The 16868-nt window shown below is 68.2% G+C and carries 14 protein-coding genes and 1 pseudogene; 4 read left to right on the plus strand and 11 right to left on the minus strand.

The window, feature by feature from the left end:
- Positions 1–37: 37 nt before the first annotated feature.
- Together ACZK4S_RS01975 and ACZK4S_RS01980 are read right to left on the minus strand one after the other, a co-directional pair.
- Positions 38–2500, minus strand: coding sequence for a leucine-rich repeat domain-containing protein (locus ACZK4S_RS01975; protein WP_463643194.1), 2463 nt, complete (start codon positions 2498–2500; stop codon positions 38–40).
- A 209-nt stretch (positions 2501–2709) separates the two neighbouring features.
- Positions 2710–3207: a hypothetical protein gene (locus tag ACZK4S_RS01980; protein ID WP_143570973.1), complete on the minus strand. Its 498-nt coding sequence runs from the start codon at positions 3205–3207 to the stop codon at positions 2710–2712.
- 86 nt (positions 3208–3293) lie between these two features.
- On the opposite strand from ACZK4S_RS01980, the gene ACZK4S_RS01985 reads away from it, so the two are divergent.
- Together ACZK4S_RS01985 and ACZK4S_RS01990 are read left to right on the plus strand one after the other, a co-directional pair.
- On the plus strand, positions 3294–4466 hold the full coding sequence (locus ACZK4S_RS01985) for a pyridoxal phosphate-dependent aminotransferase (protein WP_076062017.1): 1173 nt from the start codon (positions 3294–3296) through the stop codon (positions 4464–4466).
- 72 nt (positions 4467–4538) lie between these two features.
- Positions 4539–5906 carry an HNH endonuclease signature motif containing protein gene (locus ACZK4S_RS01990; RefSeq protein WP_463643195.1) on the plus strand — a complete coding sequence of 456 codons (1368 nt, stop codon included), beginning with the start codon at positions 4539–4541 and terminating at the stop codon, positions 5904–5906.
- Here ACZK4S_RS01990 and ACZK4S_RS01995 read toward each other — a convergent pair.
- Positions 5903–6529 carry a DNA-3-methyladenine glycosylase gene (locus ACZK4S_RS01995; protein ID WP_463643196.1) on the minus strand — a complete coding sequence of 209 codons (627 nt, stop codon included), beginning with the start codon at positions 6527–6529 and terminating at the stop codon, positions 5903–5905. The genes ACZK4S_RS01990 and ACZK4S_RS01995 overlap by 4 nt on opposite strands.
- 76 nt (positions 6530–6605) lie before the next feature.
- Here ACZK4S_RS01995 and ACZK4S_RS02000 point away from each other — a divergent pair, with 76 nt between their 5' ends.
- Positions 6606–7349 carry a glutamine amidotransferase gene (locus ACZK4S_RS02000; RefSeq protein WP_076062013.1) on the plus strand — a complete coding sequence of 248 codons (744 nt, stop codon included), beginning with the start codon at positions 6606–6608 and terminating at the stop codon, positions 7347–7349.
- A gap of 4 nt (positions 7350–7353) precedes the next feature.
- Here the strand turns inward: ACZK4S_RS02000 and ACZK4S_RS02005 are convergent, their stop codons facing one another.
- From ACZK4S_RS02005 to ACZK4S_RS02025, 5 genes are all read right to left on the minus strand, one after another.
- Positions 7354–7914, minus strand: coding sequence for an RpiB/LacA/LacB family sugar-phosphate isomerase (locus tag ACZK4S_RS02005; protein ID WP_463643197.1), 561 nt, complete (start codon positions 7912–7914; stop codon positions 7354–7356).
- A 5-nt stretch (positions 7915–7919) separates the two neighbouring features.
- Positions 7920–8954 (minus strand): ABC transporter permease, encoded by a 1035-nt coding sequence (locus tag ACZK4S_RS02010; RefSeq protein ID WP_463643198.1) that lies wholly within the window; start codon positions 8952–8954, stop codon positions 7920–7922.
- A gap of 12 nt (positions 8955–8966) precedes the next feature.
- Positions 8967–9983: an ABC transporter permease gene (locus ACZK4S_RS02015; protein ID WP_076062009.1), complete on the minus strand. Its 1017-nt coding sequence runs from the start codon at positions 9981–9983 to the stop codon at positions 8967–8969.
- Position 9984: 1 nt separating this feature from the next.
- Positions 9985–11487, minus strand: coding sequence for a sugar ABC transporter ATP-binding protein (locus ACZK4S_RS02020; protein WP_463643199.1), 1503 nt, complete (start codon positions 11485–11487; stop codon positions 9985–9987).
- Positions 11488–11556: 69 nt separating this feature from the next.
- The gene (locus ACZK4S_RS02025) at positions 11557–12624 is read right to left on the minus strand and encodes an autoinducer 2 ABC transporter substrate-binding protein (protein WP_463643200.1); all 1068 of its coding nucleotides are present in this window, start codon (positions 12622–12624) and stop codon (positions 11557–11559) included.
- Between the two features lie 171 nt (positions 12625–12795).
- Here ACZK4S_RS02025 and ACZK4S_RS02030 point away from each other — a divergent pair, with 171 nt between their 5' ends.
- On the plus strand, positions 12796–13800 hold the full coding sequence (locus ACZK4S_RS02030; RefSeq protein ID WP_463643201.1) for a LacI family DNA-binding transcriptional regulator: 1005 nt from the start codon (positions 12796–12798) through the stop codon (positions 13798–13800).
- Here ACZK4S_RS02030 and ACZK4S_RS02035 read toward each other — a convergent pair.
- The 3 genes and pseudogenes from ACZK4S_RS02035 to ACZK4S_RS02045 form a co-directional block, all read right to left on the minus strand.
- The gene (locus ACZK4S_RS02035; RefSeq protein ID WP_463643202.1) at positions 13788–14642 is read right to left on the minus strand and encodes an aminodeoxychorismate lyase; all 855 of its coding nucleotides are present in this window, start codon (positions 14640–14642) and stop codon (positions 13788–13790) included. The two genes, ACZK4S_RS02030 and ACZK4S_RS02035, sit on opposite strands and share 13 nt — an antisense overlap.
- 25 nt (positions 14643–14667) lie before the next feature.
- Positions 14668–15765, minus strand: a complete 1098-nt coding sequence (locus tag ACZK4S_RS02040) for a PLP-dependent cysteine synthase family protein (RefSeq protein ID WP_463643203.1) — start codon at positions 15763–15765, stop codon at positions 14668–14670.
- A gap of 22 nt (positions 15766–15787) precedes the next feature.
- Positions 15788–16639, minus strand: a pseudogene (locus ACZK4S_RS02045) (phosphoribosylaminoimidazolesuccinocarboxamide synthase); the annotation flags it as partial.
- Positions 16640–16868 lie beyond the last annotated feature (229 nt).

The following is a 16868-nucleotide window of genomic DNA, read 5'->3' on the forward strand; positions in this document are numbered from 1 at the left end:
GAAGTGTCTCTCCGAGCCGCCCACGTCCTGTGTCTGATCAGCTGAACAACACGATGTTGTTCAGGCGCCAGCCGGTGTGCTGCTCGAACCGGTAGGCCCCGGCGGGTCCGGGCTCGGCCGACACCGCCGTCGCCCGGACGTAGGAGCGGCAGGCGCCATGGCCGGTGGCGGCCGTGTCGCACTCGGTTCGCCAGTCCCGGCCGTCGGAGGCCCGCCACTCGCCCGTGCGCGCGAGGGGGTTGCCCTCCCAGACCGCGCGTTCCACAGGGAGGTAGGTGAGGTTGTTGAACGCCCAGCCCTGGCGCACCTCGTACCGGCCGTCCATCTGGGTCACGGTGGTGGCCCAGATGTCGGTGCGGCAGCGCTCCGTGACCGAGTAGGTCTCGCAGTCGGTGTACCAGCGCCGGCCTCCCACGTCGTGGAGCCCGGGCAGCGTGTACGGGGCGGTGCGCCCAGCCGTCGCCTGCACGGTGTGCGTGACCACCGCCGTGGCGGTCACGGTGGGCGCCGGCCCCGGCATGGCGGTCTCAGTGACCACGGCTGTGGCGGTGACGGTGGGCGCCGGCTCCGGTGTGGCGGTCTCAGTGACCATGGCTGTGGCGGTCACGGTGGGCGTGGGGACGGGTACCGGATCAACGGCCGTCACGAGCACGGAGCCCGCGAAGGTACCCCGGCCGGTCACCGTGCTGTTCCAGGTGAGCGTGTACGCCCCCGGCTCCTCGAACACCAGCCGCCCGCCGAGAGTGCGGCTGACGGTGGCGGGCAGCGTCAGGGCCACGTCCGTCCCGTCGAGGTGCGTGATGGACGTCGCGCTCACGGCTCGGCCGGTGTCCACCTGCTGCTCCACGCTCTGGTAGCGCGCCCGTACCTTGCTCGCATCCGTGACCACGAGGTCCTGCAGCGGGCTGAGGTCGACGATGGCGTTGCTGCTCAGGTCGAGGGAGGTGAGCGAGTCGAAGGCCGCCAGCGGCGTGACGTCCGAGATCGTGTTCTTCGACACCAGCAGCGACGTCAGGGAAGGCAACCCGCTGAGCGGAGCCAGATCGGAGATCTGGTTGCCCTGGGCGGCGAAGGTCTGCAACGACGTGAGCCCACGCAGCGACTCGAGCGAGGAGAAACCGTTGTCGTGCGCCACCACCCGGGTGAGGTTGGGCATCCCGGAGAGGTCCAGCTCGGCGATGGAGTTGGCGTCGATGGTCAGGTCGCCGATCGAGTCGCTCACCAGGTTGCCGACGCTGGTCAACTGGTTACGGCTGAGGCCCACGGTCTTCAGCCGCAGCAGGGATGACAGCGCGCCGGCATCGGAGACTGCGTTGGAATTCAGCATGAGCGAGGTCAGATCGGTCAGCCCAGCCAGCGGCGTGACGTCGGCGATCTGGTTGGTCGCCAGCCACAGGGAGGTCAGCCCCGTGAGGCCGGCCAGCGCCGAGACGTCGGTCAGGCCATTGCCCGTCAGGGTGAGCGTCTCGAGGTTTTTAAGCCCGCTGAGCGGCGTCAGGTCCGCCACCTTGTGTCCGCTGATCGACAGCGACGAGATCCCGGTGAGGTGGTCAGCGCCGGTGACGTCCGTAATGGTGCGGTACTTCGACGCGGCGCAGGTCAGTTCACCGGTCAGCCCAGTCAGGAGCTTCTGCGAGAGTGGCTTGTCAGCCACGATCCCGAGCCGGTCGGTCAGGCACAGACGGAACTTCGCGTCCGGCACCTCCACCGCCGTCGGGTCGGTCACGGTCAGGCCTGCAGGCTCACTGCGCAGCGTCCCGGCCTCGTTCGTTGCCACTGCACGCACCTGGCGGCCGTCATCGGCCAACGCGACGGAGGCGAGCGTGAGGGTGGCGCCTGTGGCGCCGTCGACGGGGACCCAGGCGACGCCGTCGGTGGAGGACTCCCAGGTGATGACAGGCGTGGGCCGTGCCTTCACCGCTACGGTGAACCGCGCGTCGTACCCGGTCTCGGTGACCACATCCACCGGCTGGGCCTCGATCACCGGGGCGAACGGTGCGGGGTCCGGCAGTTCGCCGGGCGCGTAGCCGGCCCAGCGCGGAGCAACCCCGCCGAACACCGACGACGGCGACACCGACCAGCCCTCCACACTTCCGGGCTCGGGGGTGTAGCTGCCGGCACCCAGGTCGGAGAACGTCCAGCTTCCCCAGCCGGAGTCGTCACTCCAGTGCCGGTGCCAGTAGGTCCACCACTGCCCGTCGAGCACGAAATCGGCCCGGATGCCGTTGATGACCTTCACGAACGACGGGTTGTCCACCGTGAAACCGGCTGAGGCAAGTGCGGCTGAACCGGTGGCGAATTCCGTCGCGCAGCCGCCCAGGAGTTCACCGACCCCGGGGTCAACGAGGACCCAGACGTTGTCGTCGTAGATGCATTCGAGCACGTCCGTGTCCGTGAAGGTGAACTCGGTGTCGGCCCGGGCGACCGGTGGGAGCGAGAGCCCCAGGGCGAGGGTGAGGGCGCCCACGAGGGCGCGTTTGATGATGGTGGCGTGTTTCATGGCCTGTCCTTCTCGCGACGAGCGTGACCAGGGCAGCAGAGCCGCACCGGACGCAGCTCGCTGTCCGCGGCGAGTACTGATTCCTGGAACAGGTTTTGGTCCGGCTCGCCGGAGTGCGGGACTCCGGTCACGGTTGCGGGTCAGCCTGGGATTTGCACCCAGTTCGCCACCTGTCTGGGCAGCACCCTATCCCTTCTGTGCGGACGGGGTCAGGCGGCGAAGGCCGCCACCAGCTCTTCCAGGCTCACCTGCGGTTCACCCGCGACGGTGCCGTCCGGGTTGACGTCGACCTGGTGCAGCGCGTCGTCCGAATGCCAACAGACGCTCCAGTCGACCCGGGCCGTCAGGAGTTTCTCGATGGTGCGGTCCACAAGCTCTCCGGCTTCAGTGACCGAACAGTTGAGCCCGAGCGTCTCCTCCTGGCCCATCAGGAACACGGCGCAGGAATCCTCGTACCGGAAGGCGAAGATCGACTGGGTCTCGCCCAGCGGCGCGATGACCTGCAGGTGCTCGGTGGCTGCCGCCACCGTCGAGGCCAGCTGGCGTTCCAGCCCTCGGGCGCTGTTCGTGGAGACGGCCGGCGACAGCGGGAGATCCTCCGGCGTCATACCCAGCAGGCTGAGCGCGAGCCGGCCTTCTTCCCCAGAGGCCAACAGTTCCAGGAACTGCGGCAACGCCAATACAACTGCACCTTCGGATGTGGTCATCTTGCCCCCCAAGAATCGACACGGGTGGAAATCCACCGATTATCAACAATAACAGCCTAGAATGCCCGCGCGATACGCTCTGCTGCATGCCTTCCCGTCGCTCTGCAGTGCCACCGTTCGAGGTGATGACCGTCCTGGACCAGGTCGCCACGATGCGCGCCGCCGGCCGCGATGTGATCTCCCTCTGCGCCGGCGAACCCGCGGGCGGTGCGCCAGCGGCCGTCAATCGCGCCGCGGCAACGCTCCATGCTTCGGGGCGGGTGTTCGGGTACACCTCGGCGCTGGGCATCTGGCCCCTGCGCGTGGCCCTCGCAGAGCACTACCGACGCTGGTACGGGCTGGACATCGACCCTGCCCAGGTGGCAGTCACCACGGGTTCATCAGGAGGCTTCCTCCTGACCTTCCTGGCCGCGTTCGAGGCCGGTGACCGGGTGGCGCTGGCGCGCCCGGGCTACCCGGCCTACCGCAACATCCTCACGTCCCTCGGGTGCGAGGTGGTCGACATCGAGTGCGGCCCCGACGTGCGGTTCCAGCCGACCGTCGAGCAGCTCGCCGCAGCACACGCTGAACGGCCGTTGCAGGGGCTGATCCTCGCCTCCCCTGCCAACCCCACCGGGACCATGGTCAGCCGCGACGAACTGGCGGCCCTGGTGGACTGGTGCCGGGCCGAAGGCGTGCGGTTGATCAGCGATGAGATCTACCACGGCGTGACGTACCCCGTCGGCGGCCACCGCGGCACCTCCGCCTGGGAACTGAGTGGGGACGCCGTCGTGGTGAGTTCGTTCTCGAAGTACTGGGGCATGACGGGCTGGCGGATCGGGTGGTTGCTGCTGCCTGCCGACCTGGCCCCCGCGGTGGACGCGCTGGCCGGCAACCTCGCCCTCTGTCCCCCGGCACCGGCGCAGTACGCGGCGCTCGAGGCATTCACCGACGAGTCCTACGCGCAGTGCGACGCCGCGGTCGCCGGGTTCGCGGGGGCGCGCGGGCTGCTGCTGGCCGCGGAGGACCGGCTGAACTGGGGCGTGGCTGCGCCAGCGGACGGCGCCTTCTACTACTACGCGGACCTCGGCCCGCAGCTGGAGCGCTGGGCCGACTCTGGGGCCTACGCCTCGGCGCTGCTGGAGGCTACCGGGGTCGCCGTGACGCCTGGACGGGATTTCGACACCGTGCTCGGTGACCGCACCGTCCGGCTGTCGTTCGCTGCCGGCGCCCCCGCGATCGCTGAGGCGATCGAGCGGATCGTGGCCTTCCAGTCCTAGCCGGTCCTGGAGTTATCCACAGCTGCATCGATAGCCCTTGTGAAGATCGCCGGGGGCTCTATCTTTTAGAACATGCACGTGAATCGACGCAGTACTCAGGGGGCCCTGGAGGTCGCCCGGGAGGCGTTGTCGTCGATCGATCACAGCGAGCGCGAGGGGTTGACCGCGGCGGAGTTGGTGGGGCTGATGCAATTGGCCCGCAACCTGGCGGACCGGTTCTCCGCCTTGGCATCGACGGTGACCAGCGAGGTGGACCGCCGCAGGTCTGCGCGGGAGGCCACCGGCACGGAACTGACCGCGTTGATCTCCACGACGGAGGGCCTGGATTCACGGGATGCAGCGGGTCAGGTGTTTCAGGCGGCGGAGATCAGCAGACACGAACCCGTGCGCGACGCCGCCCTGGCCGGCAATATCTCACCGAAGCAGGCCGTCGCGGTGGCCAAGGGCATGGCCACACTCCCCGAGTTGCCGGTGGAGATTCAACGCAAGGTCGAAGAGGCCTACGTCGGCAGGGCGCTGGAGATCGGCGCCACACCACGCAAATTGAGGGACATCGCGCCCTTGGTGCTGGCGGAGGTGGCGCCGGAACTGCTCCCCTCACGGGAGTCGGCGCAGGAGCACTTGGCCGCCCAGGCGGAGCGCGCCAGGGCCAGGCGGTATTTCGACTACTCGGACGACGGTGCGGGTGCGGTGAAGTTCCACGGCTGCCTACCCGAACTCGAGGCCGTGCCACTGTTGAAACTGGTGGAGGGCTACGTCGAGCGTGATCGCCGCGCCCAGCGCCGCCGGTTGGCCGGGCTGGCAGGGGCCAGGGCCAGCGCCTCGGACATCCGATCCCAGCGGGTGCTGGACCTGAACCGGACCCCCGGGCAGCGTCGCGCCGACGCCCTCCTCGCCCTGGTCGCCGACCACAGAGAGAGGCCGGTCGCCTCCGGAGACCGGCCACGAGTTGTCGTTGAGATGACGCTCCAGGAGCTGCGGGGGCAGGCGGAGGAAGCCCGGCTCCTGCCTGAGGGGAAGCAGGTCGCGGCAGGGGACCTGCGGCGGCTGCTGTGTGACGCCGACGTGATGCCCGCCGTCCTGGGTGGCCGCTCCGAGGTGCTGGACGTTGGCCAGGCGCAGCGGCTGGTGACCCCGGCGATGCGACGGGCGTTGACAATCCGCGACAAGGGCTGCATCTTCCCCGGTTGCTGCAAACCCGACGCCTCATGCGAGGCCCACCACGTGATCCCCTGGTGGGCCGGCGGTGCCACCTCGCTCCGAAACCTGGCGTTGTTGTGTCCCTTCCACCACTCCCAGGTCGAACCGGACAGGTACCGGCGATCCGATCAGTGGAAGGTCATCATGGACCCCCTCACCCAAAGGCCCAGAGTCGTCCCACCCGACAGGCAGTCGGTGTTCACCCGTAGGGGATCAGGATCGGCCAGGGGGCCCGACTAGGCGCGCCCGCGGGAGACGGTGGGGTCATCGGCGATGGAGAACCGCAGCGGGTAATCCGTGGCCACGCTGATGCCCACGCGCGGACCGGACACTGCCACGGGCGCGGGGCCGGTGCGGGGGCTCAGGAGCAGCCCGGTGGAGCCGTCGAGCGGCGCCCCGGTGTCCGCGAGCGTGATGCCCATGGCCACGGTGAGCCTGGCCGGGCCTGCGGCGAGGTCGTGATCGGTGCGGGTCCGCCCCTGCGCGGAGCGGCGGGCACGCGCTGTGTCCACTCCCTCGACGACCTCCCCGGCGCGCACCAGCACACCGGTGGCCGTGCCCTCAGGTCCCACCTTGATGTTGAAGCAGGTGTGGAGCCCCATATGCCGGTAGACGTAGGCGTGCCAGGGTGGGCCGAACATCGCCGCGTTGCGCGGGTTGGGGCCGCGGTAGGCGTGCGAGGCCGGGTCGTGCGGCCCCGCGTACGCCTCCACCTCCGTGATCCGCAGGGTCACCGGCCCCGGTTCGCGGTCGACCGTGAGGTGGGCGCCCAGCAGACCCCGGGCCTCCCGGGCCACGAGGTCGAGGGCCGCCAGGGCGTCGGCACCCAGGTGGGTGAACAGGATGTCGCGGGGAACCAGCACCCCTCCGACTCTACGTGTCTCCGCTAGCCTGAGAGCCAGTTCAATGACGAGCGGAGGCAAGACGAGCGGAGGCAACATGAGCAGGGTGTTACTGGCGGGCGAGTCCTGGGTCAGTGCCGTGGACGACCACAAGGGCTACGACGTCTTCCCCCATACGCAGGTCCACATCGGCTGCGCTGAACTGCTCGTGGCGCTGGCGGAGGCGGGGCACGAGGTCACCCACCTGCGCTCCCACGACGTGGCCACGGATTTCCCCCTCACATTGGAGGGCCTGGAAGCCTACGACGTGGTGATCCTCTCCGACGTCGGCGCCAACACCCTGCTCCTGCCGCCGGTCGTCTTCGAAGAGGGACGGAGGGCGCCCAACCGGCTGAAACTGCTCCGGGAGTGGGTGCTGCGCGGCGGCGGCCTGATGATGGCGGGCGGCTATCTCAGCTTCCAGGGCTTCCAGGCCAAGGCCAACTACCACGACACCGCCGTCGAAGAGGTCCTCCCCGTCACGATCCTCCCCTACGACGACCGCGTGGAAGCACCGGAAGGGGTGGAGGGCACCGTCGTCGTCGCGGACCATGACGTGACCCGCGGCCTCGATGGCACCTGGCCCGCGATCCTCGGCTACCAGAAGCTCACGGCGCGCGAGGACGCCACCGTGCTGGCGGAGGTCGAGGGGCGGCCCCTGCTGGTGGTGCGTCAGATCGGGGCCGGCCGCACCCTGGCCTACGCCTCTGACATCTCGCCGCACTGGGCGCCGAAGGAGTTCATGGCGTGGGCCGGGTACGGCCGTCTGTTCGGGAATGCGGTGACCTGGCTGGCGGGGTGACAGCCTAGAACGACAGGCGCTCGGGCTCCGGCCCGAGATCCGCCTCCTGCGGGTCCACCACCTGGAAGCCGTTGGCCTTGTAGGCCTCGTAGTCGAAGTTCTCGCACTCGTCGTAGCCGATGCGGTGGTAGTCGTAGAACCCGTCCCAGTCCTCGTAACCGTCGCCGAGTTCGGTCTCGAGGAACGCGTCGGCCATCGCCATCCCCAGGCGCGGAGCGATCCAGAAACCGCCCATCGCCAGCAGGTTGCAGTTGTTGGCGGCAGCGGCGCGCTTGGCGCTGTGCACCGTCTCGGCGACGGCGGCGTGCACGTGCGGCACCTTGCTGGCGGCGACATGGATGCCCATGCCGGTGCCGCAGAAGGCCAGCGCCTTGGTGAACTCGCCTTCGGCGAGCTTGGACCCGACCATGAACCCGACCCGGTGGTACATGGGGAGCCCATCCTTGAGCGGGGTCAGGTCTGTGACCGTCCAGCCCTTCTCCTCCAGGTGCTTCTTCACATGCTCCTTCAGGGGGAAACCGGCGAAGTCCGCCCCCATCACGACACGGCGCTCCTCAGTGGTCATCTTGATCACTGCTCCTTTCTCTTCCTGAAGCGGCTCCAGAAGTCACGCCCCAGGTCCTGCGTGCTGATGACGGTCAGCAGCACCGCTCCCCAGATGAGGGGGCGGTAGAAGTTGCTGATGTCGGGGAACATGTTGAGGCCCGACGACAGGATCTGGAGGATGGCGATGGCCAGCACGACGCCGATGAGCTTGCCGCTGCCGCCGTTGGGGTGCACGCCGCCGAGCACCACGATCAGGATGGTCAGCAGCGTGTAGGCCACGCCATAGTCGGCCTTGGCCGAGTTGTAGTTGGCGAGCATGACCAGGCCCGCCATCGAAGAGGCGAGGCCGGAGATCATGTAGGTGCGCAGCAGGAGGCTGGTGGCGTTGAGGCCACTGAACTTTGCGGCGGTGGCGTTGCTGCCGAGCATGTAGAGCTTCGAGCCGAACGCCATTCGATGCAGGATGAACCAGATGATGACCGCCACGACGACGAACACCACGAGTGGTGTGGGGACGCCGAGGACCTTCCCCCCGAACGTCTCGCCGTAGACAGGCGGCAGGCCCGACAGCGGCTTTCCCGCGGTGATGATGATCGCGATGCCGGTGAAGAGTTCGAGGGTGCCGAGCGTGACCAGGATCGCGGGGATCCGTACCTTGGCCACGAGGAACCCGTTGAAGAGCCCGGCCAGCGCTCCCATCACGAGGGAAACGACGACACCCACGGCGACACCGGTGGCCTGCTGCCCCGTGTCCGCGCCGGCCGGTGCCATGGTGAGCATGATGGACGCGGCGGCGATGGCGGTCATGTTCGCGATGCCGACCGACGACAGGTCGATGCCACCGGTGATCATGGTGAGCATCACGCCCAACGCCATCAGGCCGTACTCGGGGAACTGAACGCCCATGGACTGCCAGGTGCCCACGCTGATGAACGCGTCGGTCTTCACGATGAGGAAGAACGCCGTCAGCGCGATGAGGATGCCGAAGAGCCGGATGAGGTGCGCGTCCCGGGTGACCCGGGCTCGGCGCCGGCTGGTGGAAACGGTGGCTGTACTCATGTCAGTTGCCTCTCACTCCGCCACCAGGCGTTGCCGTCTGCGTCTACGCGTCAACTGCACGGCGGAGATGCCGGTGCCGACGATGATCAGCATGCCGAGGGCGAACCGCTGCCAGAAGGTGGGGATACCCATCAGGATCATGGAGTTCTGCACGATGACGATCAGCAGGGTGCCCAGCATGACGCCGGTCAGGGAGCCGGTGCCGCCGGTGATCGCAGTGCCGCCCAGCACGACGGCGGCGATGACCATCATCTCCATGCCGAGCAGGTTGGTGGGGTGCATCTGCCCCATCATCGAGGTCCGCACCAGGCCGCCCAGGGCGGCGATGACGCCGACGATGACGTAGAGCCAGAACTTGATGTTGCGCACCTTGAAACCCGCGCGGATGGCCGACGACTCATCGCCGCCGATGGCGTAGATGCCGCGGCCGAACATGGTGTAGCGCATCACGAAGAAGACGATGACCACCACGGCCACCAGGATCAGGAACGACACGGGCATCGACGACGTGAGTCCCGACGTCGGGTTCGTCGCCGTGAAAAGCGTCGCCCGGCCGAAGTCCTCCATGGACTGGGGCAGCTTGGGGATCTGCACCGATGACAGCGCGCCCTGCATGACGCCGGAGAAGACGTTGGCGGTGCCGAGCGTGATGATAAGCGTGGGCACCGCCACCGCCAGCCTGGCGGTGAACACGCCGTTGAACGCACCGAGCAGCGCGCCGAGGACGATCACCAGCGCAAACGGGATGAGGATGCTGCCCTGGAACCCGCTGTCCACGAGGTACCGGGTCACCGCGTAGACCGCGAGCGAGGCCAGCGCGGGGAACGACACATCGATGCCGCCGGACACCAGCACCATGTAGGTACCCACCGCGAACAGGCCGGGGACCACCATCGCGTTGGCGAGGTCGACGAGGTTGTTGGGGGTGAAGAACTGACCGCTGCGGGCCTGGATGATGAGGCTCACCACCACGATCACCAGGAAGACGTAGAATTCGTTGGCGCGGACGACCTTGTTCAGGAGACCCATGTCAGTTCTCCTTCGTGGCGCCGGTGATCATGGCCGACAGGTCGTGTTGTGAGATCTCCGTGGGGTCCACCTCGGCGACGATGCGGCCCTCCTGGAGCAGCAGCACCCGGTTGGTGACGCGGAGCAGTTCGGGGATGTCGTCGGAGATCACGATGATGCCCATGCCTGATTCGGCCAACTCCTTCAGGATCACGTGGATGTCGTGCTTCGAGCCGATGTCCACACCGACGGTGGGGCCGTTGAGGATGAGGACGTCCGGGTCGGTGGCCAACCATTTGGCCAGCACCACGCGCTGCTGGTTACCACCCGAGAGCGTGTTCACCGCGTTGTACGGGTTTTTCGTCGCGATGGCCAACTCGTCGACCCAGCGGTCGACCTCAGCCTGACGACGGCCCGGCCGGGTCACTCCCATGCCGGTGGAGAGCTTGTCGATCTCGGAGATCACGATGTTGTCCCCGATGGACCGCTCGAGCATGAGGCCCTCACTGAGGCGGTCCTCGGGCACGTAACCGATCCCGTTGGCGATGGCGTCGCGGATGCTGCGGAGCGTGACGGGCTTCCCGCCCACCTTGAGTTGACCGCTGTCGGGGGTGAACACGCCGAAGAGGGTGAGGGCGAGCTCGGTGCGGCCCGAGCCCAGGAGGCCGGTGACACCCAGCACCTCGCCCTTGCGCAGCGTGAAGCTCACGTCGTGGAACGCGTCCTTGAGGCTCAGGCCCTCGGCTTCGAGGGCGATCTCGCCGGGCCCACCCGTCGGCGCGGTGGTCTCCTCGCTGACGTCGCGGCCCGTCATGTACTGGGCGAACTTCTGGTGCGTGAGTTCCTCCGGGAGGGAGGTGATCACGAGCTTGCCGTTGCGGATGATCGTGAACCGCTCCGAGATCTCGAAGACCTCATCGAGTTTGTGGCTGACGAACAGGATCGCGATGCCGCGCGCCTGCAGGTCGAGGATGACCCGGAACAGCGCGGCGACCTCGCGGTCGGTCAACGCGGTGGTCGGTTCGTCCATGATGATGAGTTTGGTGTCGGTCAGCAGCGCCCGGGAGATGGCGACGAGCTGCTTGTCCGCCACCGACAGGTCCGAGACGCGGGCGTCGAGGTCGATCGAGAAGTTGATCTTCGAGACGGCCTTCTCCGCGATCTGCCGGAACCGCTTCCAGTTGACGAACATGCGCCGCTCGGACAGTTCGCTGGTGAGGGCCAGGTTCTCCATCACGGTGAGGTTCGGGAACACCGAGAAGTCCTGGTAGATCACCTGGATGCCGTGGTGGATCGCCTCGATGGGTGTGAGCTTCGAGTGCGAGCGACCGTTCAGGATGATCTCGCCCTCGTCGGGCTCATACACACCGGAGATGACCTTGATCAGGGTCGATTTCCCTGAGCCGTTCTCGCCGGCAAGGCAATGGATCTCGCCGGGATGGATCTCGAAATCGATGTGATCGAGCGCCTTCACTCCCGAGAAGGCCTTGCTGACTCCCCGGACCGCGATCACCGGTTGCGTCATTGTTGTTCCTCCAGAGGTAGGGGCGTACGGGGCCCGGTGCGGACCCCGTACGCCTTGGGTGCGGGTGGATCAGAAGCCGAGGCTGTCGACGTTCTCCGCGTTGATCACGATCCAGCCGGCGCCCTCGAGTACCTTGTCGCTCCCCTCGGCGAACTTGAGGTCCTCATAGCCCTTGACGCCGAGGTCCAGCCCGTCCTCGATCGGGGTCCCGTCGAGGACGGCCTTGGCCAGGGAGGCCATGGCGTAGCCGGCATCGGCCGGATCCCACAGGGTGAGTGCGGCGACGAGGCCCTTCTCCAGGATCTCCTTGTTGGCGGCGGGCATACCGGTGCCCGCGGTGAAGACCTTGCCCTTGAGGCCGAGTTCCTCGATGGCCCGCGCGACGCCGGGGGCGTCGAACGACGAGGTGCCCATGATGCCCTTGAGCTCGGGATACTTCTTGAGCAGTTCCTTGGCCGTCTGGTAGGCGACTTCGCCGTCGTCCTGCGACTCCACCCGGGCCTCGGCCTCGAGCAGCGTCATGTTGGGGTACTTCTCCTTCTGGTGCGCGACGCCGCCGTCGGCCCATTCGTTGTGGGACGCATTGGTGACGTGGCCGACCATCGTCGTGTAGACGCCCTCTTCGCCCATGGCCTCGGCGAGGTTGTCCATGATGAAGCCGCCGTAGGCCGTGTTGTTGAAGGCCTCGATGTCGTACTGGGTGTTCTGCTGGCTCGCGCCCTCGTGGGTCACGACGACGATGCCGGCGTCCATGGCCTCCTTGAGGACAGGCTCCAGTGCCCCGGGATCGACCGGGACCACGCCGATGGCGTCGACCTTCTGCGCGATGAGGTCGCGGATGACCTGGGCCTGCATGGTGGCGTCGGTCTCCGAGGGGCCCTTCTGGTAGACGTCCAGGCCAGAGTCCGCGGCGTACTTCTTGACGCCCTCCTCCATGCGGACGAACCAGGGGTTGGTGGAGTCCTTGGGCACGATCACGATGGTGTACTCGCCACCGCCGTCACCGCCCGCGGCGGTGGATTCACCGGCCGCAGGCGCTCCGGTGGAGGTGGTGTCCCCACCACCTCCACAGGCGGTCAGGCCGATCGCAGCCGCGCCTGCGAGGCCGCTGATCTGGATGAAAAAGCGCCGCTTCATGAGTGGGTCCTTTCGACGGTCAATCCGGCAACACTGCCGTGATTGAAGCGCTTCAAATGTCTTGCGCAAGAATGTACTCTCACGTTCGAGGGCCCGGAAGGGCTCCGCGAAGATCGATGCATTTCTGTGACATTCACCGGAGCAGCCATGAGAGATACCGGTCCAGACCAAGTGGCCCGCCTCAGAGTCAGCATCGCTGACGTCGCTGCCCGGGCGCGCGTCTCGACCGGCACCGTGTCCAACACGCTGAACCATCCCGAACGGGTCATGGAGACGACCCGTGAACGCGTCATGGCAGCGGTGCGCGAACTGGGATTCATCCCCAACCAGTCCGCCCGCGTCCTCACGGGTGCGCCGAGCAAGACCCTCGGGCTCGTGGTGGTGGACGTGCTCAGCCCGTTCTACATGGAGGTCGCCCACGCGGTGGAGCGCACCGCATCCGAGGCCGGTTACGTGATGATCCTCTGCAACTCCGAGAACGAGCACGACCGCGAGGCGGAACTCCTGCAGGTCCTGACCGCACAGCGGGTGGCGGGCGCCCTCGTGAGCCCGGCCGGCGGCGGCTCCCCCGCCGCGGAGGCCGGCACGCCCACCGTCCTGATCGACTACGAGGACGACGACCACCCCTGCTCGGTGCGGGTGGACCACGTCGCCGGGGGCCGGATGGCGGCGCAGCACCTGATCGGCCTGGGGCACCGGGACATCGCCTTCGTCGGCGGCCTCCCCACGCTGCGGCAGTTCGAGGAACGCGTCCGCGGTTGTCAGGAGGCGATGGCCGACGGCAGCCTGGACCCAGGCACCCTGCGCGAGATCCGCAGCGACGGCATCGGCATCGAGTCCGGCAGGTTGAGCGCCGGGGCCATGCTGGAGGCGGGGACACTGCCCACCGGCATCATCTGCGGCAACGACATGCTGGCCTTCGGCGTCTACCGCGGCCTCGCGGGCGCCGGTGTGCGGGTGCCGGAGGACGTCGCGCTGGTCGGCTACGACGATGTCGACTTCGCCGCGAACTGGATCGTGCCGCTCACCTCGGTGCGTCAGCCCACCCGCGACATGGGCGAGACCGCCGCGCGGCTGCTGATCGACCACGTGACCCATCCCGGGCACGAGCACCAGAGGGTGGTGCTGGAACCCGTGCTGGTGGTCCGCCGGTCGTCGGGCTGCTACGAGGAGTAGCCGGGCATCTTCAGCAGGCGGCACACGTCGTCGTGGAGCGGCGACACGGGCAGCTCACGGCCATCGGCCTGCGTGACGCGCGCGGCCAGACGGCCGCTGGACAACAGCCAGACACCCCGGGCCCGGAAGAGGTCCTCGACGGTGATGGGCTTCACCTCCACGCTCAGCCCGGCCGCGGGGCCCTCGTCGAGCAGCTCGGCGATTGTGATGGAGCGCAGGATGCCCTCGAGCGGCGGCGTGGTGAGCACCCCGTCGAGGTCCAGCACGACGCTGGAGGTGGGGCCCTCGAGGATGGTGCCCGACGGGGTGATGAAGATGACGTCGTCCGCGCCGTTGGCGATGGCGTAGCGGCGCGCGGCCATGTTGATGCCGTAACTCAGGGACTTGGCGCCGGGCAGCAGCCATGGCAGGTCGACGATGCCTGAGCCTTCAAAGCCGCGGTCGAGCATCAGGACGCGCACCCCGTCGCGGCGCTCACGCAACGTGCGCTCGTCCATGGGGGCGGCCATCACCCAACCGTTGGGCTCCTCGATGCCCTCGGCCCCACGGGTCATGATGAGGCGCAGCACCGCTTCCCGGTCGGCGTGCCAGTCCCACGCCCGCACGACGGCCTCGATCGCCCGCCGGTAACCGGCGGCATCCGGCGCAGGCAGGTGCAGGATCTCGGCAGACCTCGCCAGACGCGCGAGGTGTTCCTCGACATGGAGCGCGGCCCCGTCGACGGCGAGCAGCGCGTCGAACACCCCGTCGCCCCGGACGACGCCCTGGTCGTCTGCGCGGACGATGGGCTGGGAGGGGTCGATGATCGTGCCGTCGAGGAGTGCAACCATGCGGATAGCCATGGCTGGAACTCTACGCGGCCGCCGCTCAGGCGGGGCCTGCCTGGCCGAGCAGGTCCTCAGCCTGCCGCCGGTGGGCGGCCGGGTCGATTCCGTGCTCGGCCAGCCAGGAGTCGTGGCCGTAGGTGGCCGCGTAGCGCTCGCCGGAGTCACAGATCAGCGACACGATGCTGCCGCTCTCCCCCGCCTCCTGCATCTGGCGGGCGATCTGCAGGGTGGCCCACAGGTTGGTGCCGGTGGAGGGCCCGACGGTGCGGCCCAGCACGCCGGTGACGGCCCGGGCCATCGCGACGGAGGCACCGTCCGGCACGGCGATCATGCGGTCGACGACCCCCGGGACGAAGCTCGGCTCCACCCGGCTGCGGCCGATGCCCTCGATGCGCGAGCCGCGGTCCGTGTGCACGCCAGGGTCGCCGTCGCGCCAGCCGGGCAGGAACGCGGAGAAGTCCGGGTCCGCCACCGCGAGGCGGGTGTGGTGACGGCGGTAGCGCACGTACCGCCCGATGGTGGCGGCCGTGCCGCCGGTGCCGGCGCTCACCACGACCCACGACGGGATGGGATGACGCTCAAGCTCCAGTTGGGAGAAGATCGAATCGGCGATGTTGTTGTTGCCCCGCCAGTCCGTGACCCGCTCGGCGTGCGTGAACTGGTCGAGGTAGTGCCCCCCGGTTTCGCTGGCGAGGCGGGCGGCCTCGTCGGAGATGGCCGTCGGGTCGTCGACGAGGTGGCAGGTGCCGCCGGCGCGTTCGATGAGGCCGATCTTCTCCCCACTGGTGGAACGCGGGATGACGGCGATGAACTTCAGCCCCAGCAGCCGCGCGAAGTAGGCCTCACTGACGGCCGTGGAGCCGCTGGAGGATTCGATGACGGTGGTGTGCTCATGGATCTGCCCGTTGCACAGCGCGAAGAGGAACAGCGAGCGCGCCAACCGGTGCTTGAGCGAACCCGTGGGGTGCGTCGACTCGTCCTTGAGGTAGATGTCGACGTCGGGGTAGGCCCGCAGCGGGAGCCTGAGCAGATGCGTCTCCGCGGAGCGGTTCGCGTCGGCCTCCACCTTGCGGATGGCCTCGTGGACCCAGGCGCGGTCCACGGCGTCCGAGCGGTCGATGTCCTGGCCAGGTGTCATGTCAGGCCGCCGTGAAGTCCTCGCCCGTCAACCGGCGGTAAGCCTCGAGGTAACGGCTGCGGGTGGCGTCGACCACGTGCTCGGGCAGTGCCGGCGGCGGGGTGTCGGAGGCCCTGTCCCAGCCGGAGTCCTTCGCCAGCCAGTCACGCACGTACTGCTTGTCGAAGCTGGGCAACGACTCGCCCGGCGCCCAGAGGGCCGCGTCCCAGAAGCGCGACGAATCCGGGGTGAGCACCTCGTCGGCCAGCACCAGCGTGCCGTCGGGGCGGCGGCCGAATTCGAACTTGGTGTCGGCCAGGATGATGCCGCGCTCTGCGGCGATCTCGGCTGCCCGCGAGTAGATCCGCAGCGTGAGGTCGCGCAGCTGTGCAGCGAGCTCCTCGCCGTGGATGCCGGCGATGGTGGCGTAGTCGACGTTCATGTCGTGCTCCCCCATCGGCGCCTTGATGGCCGGCGTGAAGATGGGCTCGGGCAGCTTGTCGCCGTCGCGCAGGCCCTCGGGCAGCGGCACCCCGCACACCGTGCGCGACTCCTGGTACTCCGTCCATCCGGACCCGGTGAGGTAGCCGCGCGCGACGCACTCCACCTCGACCATGTCCAGCGACTCCACCAGCGTGGCGCGGCCGGCAACCGCCTCGGGTACCTCCGTCGAGACGACGTGGTTCTCGACGAGGTCCGTGAGCTGGGCGAACCACCACAGCGACAACTGGGTCAGGATCGCGCCCTTGTCGGGGATGAGCGTGCTCAGCACGTGGTCGTAGGCCGAGATGTTGTCCGTGGCGACCATCAGGATGCGGCCGTCCGCTTCGTACAACTCGCGGACCTTGCCCGCGTGCAGGAGGGGGAGGTTGAGGAGGTGCCCGTACTGACTCACCGGGTGAGCGTACCAATCCCCGCGCCGTCGCCCTGCGCCTGATCGAAGTCCTCTTCGATCAGCGCCCTGTTCACCGCACCGCCCGTCATGCCCCCGGCTCCCAGCCCGCCGCGCATGTGCGCCGCCTAGGGGTTGTGTGGGCTGCCAATGTCCACCACGAGGACCCGACGACCGGCGTGCCCATGCCGGAGATCTGCCAGGCATTCTTCAGAATCGCCTGAGGGCGCAC

The organism is Tessaracoccus zhenghani (genome assembly GCF_055326325.1).